This is a genomic window from Bacillota bacterium (assembly GCA_012842395.1).
Taxonomy (GTDB): Bacteria; Bacillota; SHA-98; order UBA4971; family UBA4971; genus UBA6256.
Genome location: DUSX01000028.1, coordinates 1 through 7125, shown reverse-complemented (window position 1 = coordinate 7125; position 7125 = coordinate 1). Strand labels below are relative to the sequence as shown.

Sequence of the window (7125 nt, the reverse complement as noted above, 5' to 3'; positions counted from 1 at the left end):
TTCGCATTGGACCTCGGCGTCAATGCCGAGCATACGCGACAGCGTCCGCCCTGACCCGTCCTGGTCCGCAGCCAGGAGTCTAGTCCGTTCCCGCTCGGTGATCAGCTTGAGATTGAAAAGCTGCCAAATCATGGCCAGCCGGCTCACGCGGAAGTGACCGGCCAGGAGACAGGCGTGCCACAGCCCGATCTTCGTGGCCTCCGGCCCGAGACGTCCCTCCACGAACTGGACGTCGCCCTCCAGAGGAACAACAGCTTCCCTGGGTCTGGATGGAAGACCTTTATTCAGGCGCGACAGGTAATCACGGATGCCGTCCTCGGACATGAGGAAGGCCGCGGCGAAGGCGTTGGCACGGACCTCAGATAGTTCGTCATTCTCCTCCTGTCGACTGACGATGCCAGGGCGGTCGTGATCGACCAGGACATGGCAATATTCATGCGCAAGAGAAAACCGCTGCCGTTCGACAACGTGAGTGACGTTAACCCCACAGACGACGCCCTCGTTGAGGCGCACTGTGAAGCCGGAAAGGTGGTCGGGTAGCTCCAACTCCAAAACGGTGATACCCTGGTTTTCCATAAGGTCTCCCGGGTTGTCCAAGGGTGCGGAGCCGAGCTCCAGACGCTGCCGCTCCTGGTGTGCCAGGCGTTTTCCCTGATCCACCGCTTCCCACCGCCCTCGCAGGGGCATAGCAGGGTAGCGAGGAAAGGCGGCTGTCGCCCGCTCCACTTCAAGCAGGTGTTCGAGGTTCGCAATTTCCCGGGCAATGGCAATGCCCTTGCGAATCGCATCTCGCGTTCCCTCGTCGTCATCCGCTTCCGGCAGCGCCCGCAGGAGTACCGAGAGTCCGTCTATCGCGAATTCCGGAGCGAGAAACTCCGCAGGCGAGCGGCCATACAGGTACGCCAGGCGTGCCAGTTCCAGCCCCGATACTTTGCGCTTTCCAGTCTCCATGAGCGCGATAGCCGAGCGCGGCAGACCAAGGCTCCGTGCCACCTCTTCCTGGGTCAGGCCGGCGCGTTCTCGAGCTTCCCTGAGGCGGGTGGCGAGTTGTCCCGGCGTCAACATGACGATCCCTCCTGGCTCGAGCATATGTTATGAAGCACAGACTGGCAATGTGTGGATGCAATGTTCCATAATACAACGAGGGCGTGAAGAGCAGGAATTGCGGGGTGCCTGCTAGGATCGGCTCCCCTGGCTCGCCTTATGGTCTGTTGATATCGGGAGTCGTGGTCGGGAAGACAGACCCTTTGGATGCGGCATCTTTGGAGCGTCAGGGACGGCCGAGAGCCCAGCCGGCTGTATGCCCCTTTCTTAACCGCGCGGTAGGAGGGGCAAGTCCCCTCAGCCATGCCGGCGAGAAAATGGCAGTTCGCCTCGCCCGCCGGCTGGCCTCCGCCCGCCGGACCACCTATGGAAACCCCCAGGACATGATCTCGTCCTCAGGCAGGTTAATCTGAACCCCCTGCCCGGACGCACCCCTCCCCCCGACTTCAGGAGGGTGGGATCGAGCCACACGTATCTATCCGGGACTGAGGGGCCCACGCAGCGTCTCCAGGGCGTCCCGTCCGCGTCTGTCTGGCAGGCAATAGCTCCGCAAGAAACCCGAGCCTCTTGGCGACCGCGAGGACTGTGCCGATACCTACCGCACCTCCCCCAGCGCACGCTCGAGGACGCCCGGCGACGTAGTCGATCTCCTCGGCGGTGAGGTGGTTGTGGAAGGGGATGGCGACGCTGGTGCGCCCCGCGAACTCGGCCACGGGGAAGTCGCCCTCCTTGAAGCCGAACTCGGCGCGGCGGAAGGGCTGCAGGTGGGTGGAGGCTGAAATACCTGCAGCACCCCACCCCTGCGCCCAGTCCCTCATCCCCGAGTCCTACTGCGGGAAAGCGAGATCCCCGCCTCCTTTGGGCTCCTGCAAGCGCTGCACCACGTGGTCGCGCACGCTGGACCGGCGCTCGGGAGTGGGCTCGTCCCCGCCGGTCTCGTCGCCGCCCCGGGTCACATGCACGAACCGGCTCATGCGCGTCACCTCGAGCGCGGCATGCGTACGGCAGGCGCACCCGGCACACCCCCGGCACCCTCGCCAGGCGCTTGGCCCACATGTCCGCTGCGCGCCCCGCCTCATGACCGCCACCCGCCGCGCTTCGCGATGATCTCCTCGATGCGCGACGCGTGAGCGACCCCGCGGCAGCCCCCAGCGTAGGCTCAAGGCTGATTGCAGGGCACGTGTCTGCCCACGAAACACCCAGGGGAGGGCTGCCGAGGACGCGTCTCTAGATACCCAAACGCCCAAACGCCGGAGTCAAGGATGCCCACGCGCTCAACGACGCGGGAGCGCCCCGGGAACCCTGGCATCTCCAAAGCTGCTATTGCGGCTTCGAACCTCGTTACCTATGCGCCCTGTCCTGTCACATGATGGCATGACGTTCCGTTGGACCCAACGGCCCAGCAAGACGGGAAGGTGCGTCAAACGGCCTGAGAAAAGATCCCATTTGGACCGCCGTTCTTACTAGCTGGTGGGCTGTGGGCCGGCCCCTTCCCCGATACGACGCTGGATCTCACGCAGGACATCCCTCAGGTTTCGTTCCTCTGATGGCAACACATTATCCTGCCGGCGAAGATGCTTGTGGTGCGGAAACGTGGAGACCTCTCTGTGATGCGGGGCGTTGTCCCAGCCGGCGATAAGTGCGTCGGCACTGTCTAACCAGTAGTAGCTGTACCTGACGAGGTCTTCGCCGGAAATAGTGAACTCACTCACCCGCAGACTGCTTCCGTCGACAAGCCTGACCGTAACTTTGATGTGCCTGTAGCTTTCCTCTTCAGTGGACACTGAGTGAATGTCCACGTCTGATACGATGTCACCAAATTCGGCAAACAGCATGTCGATGAATTCCATGCCGCAGCCTCCTTCAGTGGCCTGTCAGGAGCTTGTAGCCCTCTATGGCGGTGGAGCAATCTCTTGCCACCCGATCCCAAAACGCCCATTCCACGAGGTCCTCGTGGGCTTGTATGTCGCCATGGTCAGGAAAATCCCTTTCGAAATCCGGGTAAGCCTTGCCATACTTATCTTCGAACTTTTGGAGCATCGCTTGTGCTTCCCGCAGCCTCTTTTCAAGAACAGCCACCCTCAGCTTGGCTGAGGACGCTATCGTCTTTGAAAACGTGCCCTTCTCACTCTCGGGTAACATGCTCAGCACGCGTGGTATGCGCACTTCCATGCGTTCCATGAGCCACCCCTCCTCGCCCGCCTGCCCAGGGCTTTCCAGCGAATAATCAAGAACCTGATGCACCACCTCACCCCAGCACCAGCCTGCCTTACTCTGGTGCCAGGGAAACTCGGATAACCTGAACCGGATACACCGATCGCAAGACAGTGGTCGCACGCTACTCTCGGCACTTCATTGTCAGCTCTCTATCGTTATTATACCATAGGCCACTGCTGTCCCTCCCCACTCTGAGCATGACAGGTTCGCCTCACCCCCGGTTGATCTTCGCCTGCCGGAGAAGGAGGAGTCGATCAAGAAAGCGACCGGGCGGTCCCGCAAAGGGATCGAGCAGCTCTGCCGCCAGGCCTTCCATCAGACTGTGGCAGGGGGACTTCAGCAGCCGGAAGTTTTGTGCCATACCACTGATCGGAGGGGGAACGCTGATGGAAGCGCCGGTGCAGGAGCAGCTCGACATCGCCCACGAGGATTACGACGCACCAGGGGACAAGGCCGAGCTATCTGCAAGATGAGATAGACACTTTACGCACTATTCTCGAGGATACTCGGGATGCGCAAAGGCGCAGGACTGCCCGGCCGCCGGACAGCGCTAACTGACTGCTCCGTAAGGACGCCAGGGCGTTCGTAACAGGGATTCCCCAGCCCAGGTGGAGGCAGTGTGCAAGGTTCGCCCTGGCAAGCTCGTTGGCAGGGTCCAGCTCGATTGCCCGCTCCAACACCGTCTTTGCCTCGTCGAGGTTCCCGGCTTCCAGCAGTGTATATCCGAGGTCACTCATATAGACAGCGTTGCCAGGCTCGAGCTCGACGGCACGCCTCGAGTGAGACACGGCTTTTCCGTAATGGCCAAGTTTCGCGTAAAAGTAGGCAATGCCGTTGTGAAGCGCTGCGCTCTCAGTGCGTCCGAGCCCGAGCTGATATGTCCTCACGGCCAGCCGATACTTGCCCGCCCTCTCGTAGATTCCTGCGAGCGCTTCCACGAGTTCCACCACTAGATCTCGGTCGTCTGCCGGATTCTCCAAAGCGCGCACAAGAAACTCGCGGGCCTTTGAGTGCCTTCGAGTCTGCGCGCAGATCTGGGCCAACAGGTTGAGAGCCTCGATGTTTCCTGGATCAATTTCCAGAACCGTATGAAACCTGCCTTCGGCCGTTTCGAGGCTTGCCATTCCTATCCTCACCAACAACGTCTCCGCGATTCCGAGCTCGAGAACGTAGGTTACTCCCTCACTGTAGTTTGGTTTCCGCTCTATGTGAATCCTCTCCCTCCGCCCGCTCGCGGGTACGTGTCCGGGTCCACCCAGGTAGCCGCGGCGGCAACCTTGCACTCCGCCGACGACGCTGCGCACCTGCCAGGCCGAGGCCCGTCCACCAGGCCTGCGCGACTTTCGCGCGTAAGCGCCGCGATGCTAGTTGTGTGTACCGCCTGCCATGTCAGGGGGGTCAACCGCTTTTGCTGCAGCCCCGCAGCATCTTTTGTACTTCTTGCCGCTACCGCAAGGGCACGGTTCGTTTCGGCCCACCTTTCGATCCACCCTTCTCGGCCCCTCCGCGCCTCCTGTCCTGGGGTAACCTCGCTCATTCCATTCTTCGACGTACCGCGCCAACGCAGTCTCGTCTGAAAGATCAACCCCGTCCCGAAGGGCCCCCACGAACACCGTTTTTGCTAACCCCCAATTCTCCGGCTGGTTTGCCCGCCTGATCATATCGCCAGCTACTTCTCGAAGCCGCCTGGTTAGCTCCGCAGCGTTGGTAATGCGGCCGTTCCGCTGGAGGAAGGCAAAAAACGCCGTAAGGACAGGCTCTACTGCTCCATAGAACTCAGGCCCGGAAAGCACCTTCCTCGGAAACAAATCCAGGCAGCACTCCGCCAGCGCGGCCGCGCTCCACTTCTCCGGTGTCTCCAGGGAATAGTTGTACATTAGCTCAGCGAAGACGCCGATGATGAACCCGCTCTCCTCTCGTTCGGCGGCCGAAAGGCCGGAATACTCCGCACTCTTCTCGAATTCATCAACCCAAAATGAACGAGCCAACAATGGACGAGCCCTGTTGCCATTATCGTATGCCGCAGGCTACACTGTAGGTGCCTGCTTTAGTGCAGAGCCACATACGAAAGGGAGCCGCATGCACAAATGAATGCTACCACTTCCTCCGCAAGCCATGCTATATCAACCAGCAAACCGCAAGACAAGGCCAGAGTGTATCAGTTGAAGGTGACGCTGAGGGGCATCAGGCCCCCGATATGGAGGCGTCTCTTGGTTCCAGGCGACGTGACCCTCGCTGATCTCCACGAGATCCTTCAGGTGGCCATGGACTGGGAAGATTATCACGCATGGGAATTTCGCGTCGGCCGAGAGTTGTTCGGCATCCCCGATCCCAGCGGCTGGGTTGAATTCCAGGACGCAGCGGAGAGCCGCCTGGATGAGGTGGTTCGCCAACCCAAGACAAAGTTCCAATACATCTATGACTTCGGGGATAACTGGGTGCATGATATCCTTGTAGAGAAGATCCTCCCTCCCGAGCCGGGGGTAGACTACCCGCTCTGCACCGGCGGCAAGAGAGCGGCACCACCAGAGGACTGCGGTGGAATATTCGGTTATCTTGAGAAGTTGGAGATCATCCAGAATCCCGGTCATCCTGAGTACGAAGACTCAGTGGAATGGCTCGGGGAGTCGTACGACCCGGAGCAGTTCAACCCGGACCTCATCAACGAAAGGCTCAGGCATCTTAGGTAAGTGGAGTCCGCCAGCCGAAGAAATCCACCGGGAGGACAGCCCGGTAGATGCTATGTCAGGGCTGTGTTCGCACCCCTTGCCCCGTCGCCATCGCAACCTCGTAGACTGCGACTGCGCTCTTGCCTACTGCTCCTCCCAAGCGGGCGCCGAGGACGTCCGCGCCCTAGTCCTCGGCGTCGGCGACAAGGTGGTCCTACATGGCTGTGGGAACGGGACGGCGATGCTGGTGCGACCTGCGAGTTCGGTGACGGGGAAAGCGCCGTCCTTAGAGCCGAACTCGGCGCGGTAGAAGGGCTGGAGACGGATGGTGCCGAAATGCGGCGGCGTTCCCTCGCCGCGCCCTATCCTACCTGCCCGAGTCCCACCGTGTCGCGCGGTCGCAAGAAAGCCAGAGCCCGGGATGCGTTGGGCTCCTCCAAGCGCCGCATCATGTGGTTGCGCACGGCGGACTGGGGCTCGGGGGACTTGCGCTCGGCGACGGGCTCGTCCATGCTGAGCTCGCCGCCGCTGACCCAGATCACGTACACGAACCGGCTCATCCGCGTCACCTCGGGCGCCACATGCCACAGCCACAGGCAGTCGCAGCCCTGGCACGCTCGCCAGGCGCTCTGCATACATCGCCGCCACGCGCTCACGCTTCCCGATGATCTCCTCGATGCATGACATCGGCGCCACCCCTAGCGCGGCCGAGAGCTCGGCCATGCGGTAGTTGTAGTCGAGGCGCTCATGGGAAAGCCACACCCCTGCCTCCTGCCGTCCCGGGTTGAATAGCCGATGAGAGAGACGGAACTGGGGTGGGTTGCCCCGCCCCCCGGCGCCCCGGGTTGGACGTGCACCGGCAAGGGCGGGCGCACAGCGTGGTGTGTGCCAGTGGCCCGCGTGACGATCATCCGCCCTTGCCCACAAGGCTGTCGTGGACTGCAATGTGGCGGACGGTGTCAGCTCGGTGCACACATGCGGCAACTACGACTTCCGAGACCTGGGACAGCCAATCGTTGAATGCCTTTAGCTCTCGGTCCAGCCATCGCCAGATCTTTCTGAACCAAATCCTTCCCAACCTGCCTTGCACGTAATACTCCCATCTGGTATCATATATGGTGCCCTGTGGAATACTCACGGAGGGAAAGGGCTTGAGCAAACGCGATAAGCGCATAGAGAGATGGCGTAACAACCC

8 protein-coding genes and 2 pseudogenes are annotated in these 7125 nt (G+C 61.3%); 1 reads left to right on the top strand and 9 read right to left on the bottom strand.

Going from position 1 to position 7125, the window contains the following annotated elements:
* The 7 genes and pseudogenes from GX515_08230 to GX515_08200 form a co-directional block, all read right to left on the bottom strand.
* Positions 1-1065, bottom strand: a 1065-nt coding sequence (locus tag GX515_08230; protein ID HHY32984.1) for a helix-turn-helix domain-containing protein, incomplete at its 3' end; no start/stop codon positions are given.
* A gap of 425 nt (positions 1066-1490) precedes the next feature.
* Positions 1491-1862 (bottom strand): hypothetical protein, encoded by a 372-nt coding sequence (locus GX515_08225; protein HHY32983.1) that lies wholly within the window; start codon positions 1860-1862, stop codon positions 1491-1493.
* Positions 1863-1871: 9 nt separating this feature from the next.
* Positions 1872-2018, bottom strand: coding sequence for a hypothetical protein (locus tag GX515_08220; GenBank protein HHY32982.1), 147 nt, complete (start codon positions 2016-2018; stop codon positions 1872-1874).
* Between the two features lie 489 nt (positions 2019-2507).
* Positions 2508-2894: a hypothetical protein gene (locus GX515_08215; protein ID HHY32981.1), complete on the bottom strand. Its 387-nt coding sequence runs from the start codon at positions 2892-2894 to the stop codon at positions 2508-2510.
* A 13-nt stretch (positions 2895-2907) separates the two neighbouring features.
* Positions 2908-3225: a hypothetical protein gene (locus tag GX515_08210; GenBank protein HHY32980.1), complete on the bottom strand. Its 318-nt coding sequence runs from the start codon at positions 3223-3225 to the stop codon at positions 2908-2910.
* A 494-nt stretch (positions 3226-3719) separates the two neighbouring features.
* Positions 3720-4397, bottom strand: a complete 678-nt coding sequence (locus tag GX515_08205; GenBank protein ID HHY32979.1) for a tetratricopeptide repeat protein — start codon at positions 4395-4397, stop codon at positions 3720-3722.
* 228 nt (positions 4398-4625) lie between these two features.
* Positions 4626-4757, bottom strand: a pseudogene (locus GX515_08200) (hypothetical protein).
* 591 nt (positions 4758-5348) lie between these two features.
* Between GX515_08200 and GX515_08195 the strand changes: the two are divergent.
* The gene (locus GX515_08195; GenBank protein HHY32978.1) at positions 5349-5951 is read left to right on the top strand and encodes a plasmid pRiA4b ORF-3 family protein; all 603 of its coding nucleotides are present in this window, start codon (positions 5349-5351) and stop codon (positions 5949-5951) included.
* A 341-nt stretch (positions 5952-6292) separates the two neighbouring features.
* Here the strand turns inward: GX515_08195 and GX515_08190 are convergent, their stop codons facing one another.
* Positions 6293-6490 carry a hypothetical protein gene (locus GX515_08190; GenBank protein ID HHY32977.1) on the bottom strand — a complete coding sequence of 66 codons (198 nt, stop codon included), beginning with the start codon at positions 6488-6490 and terminating at the stop codon, positions 6293-6295.
* A gap of 52 nt (positions 6491-6542) precedes the next feature.
* Positions 6543-6914: pseudogene (locus tag GX515_08185) on the bottom strand (DegT/DnrJ/EryC1/StrS aminotransferase family protein).
* Between the last annotated feature and the right edge of the window lie 211 nt (positions 6915-7125).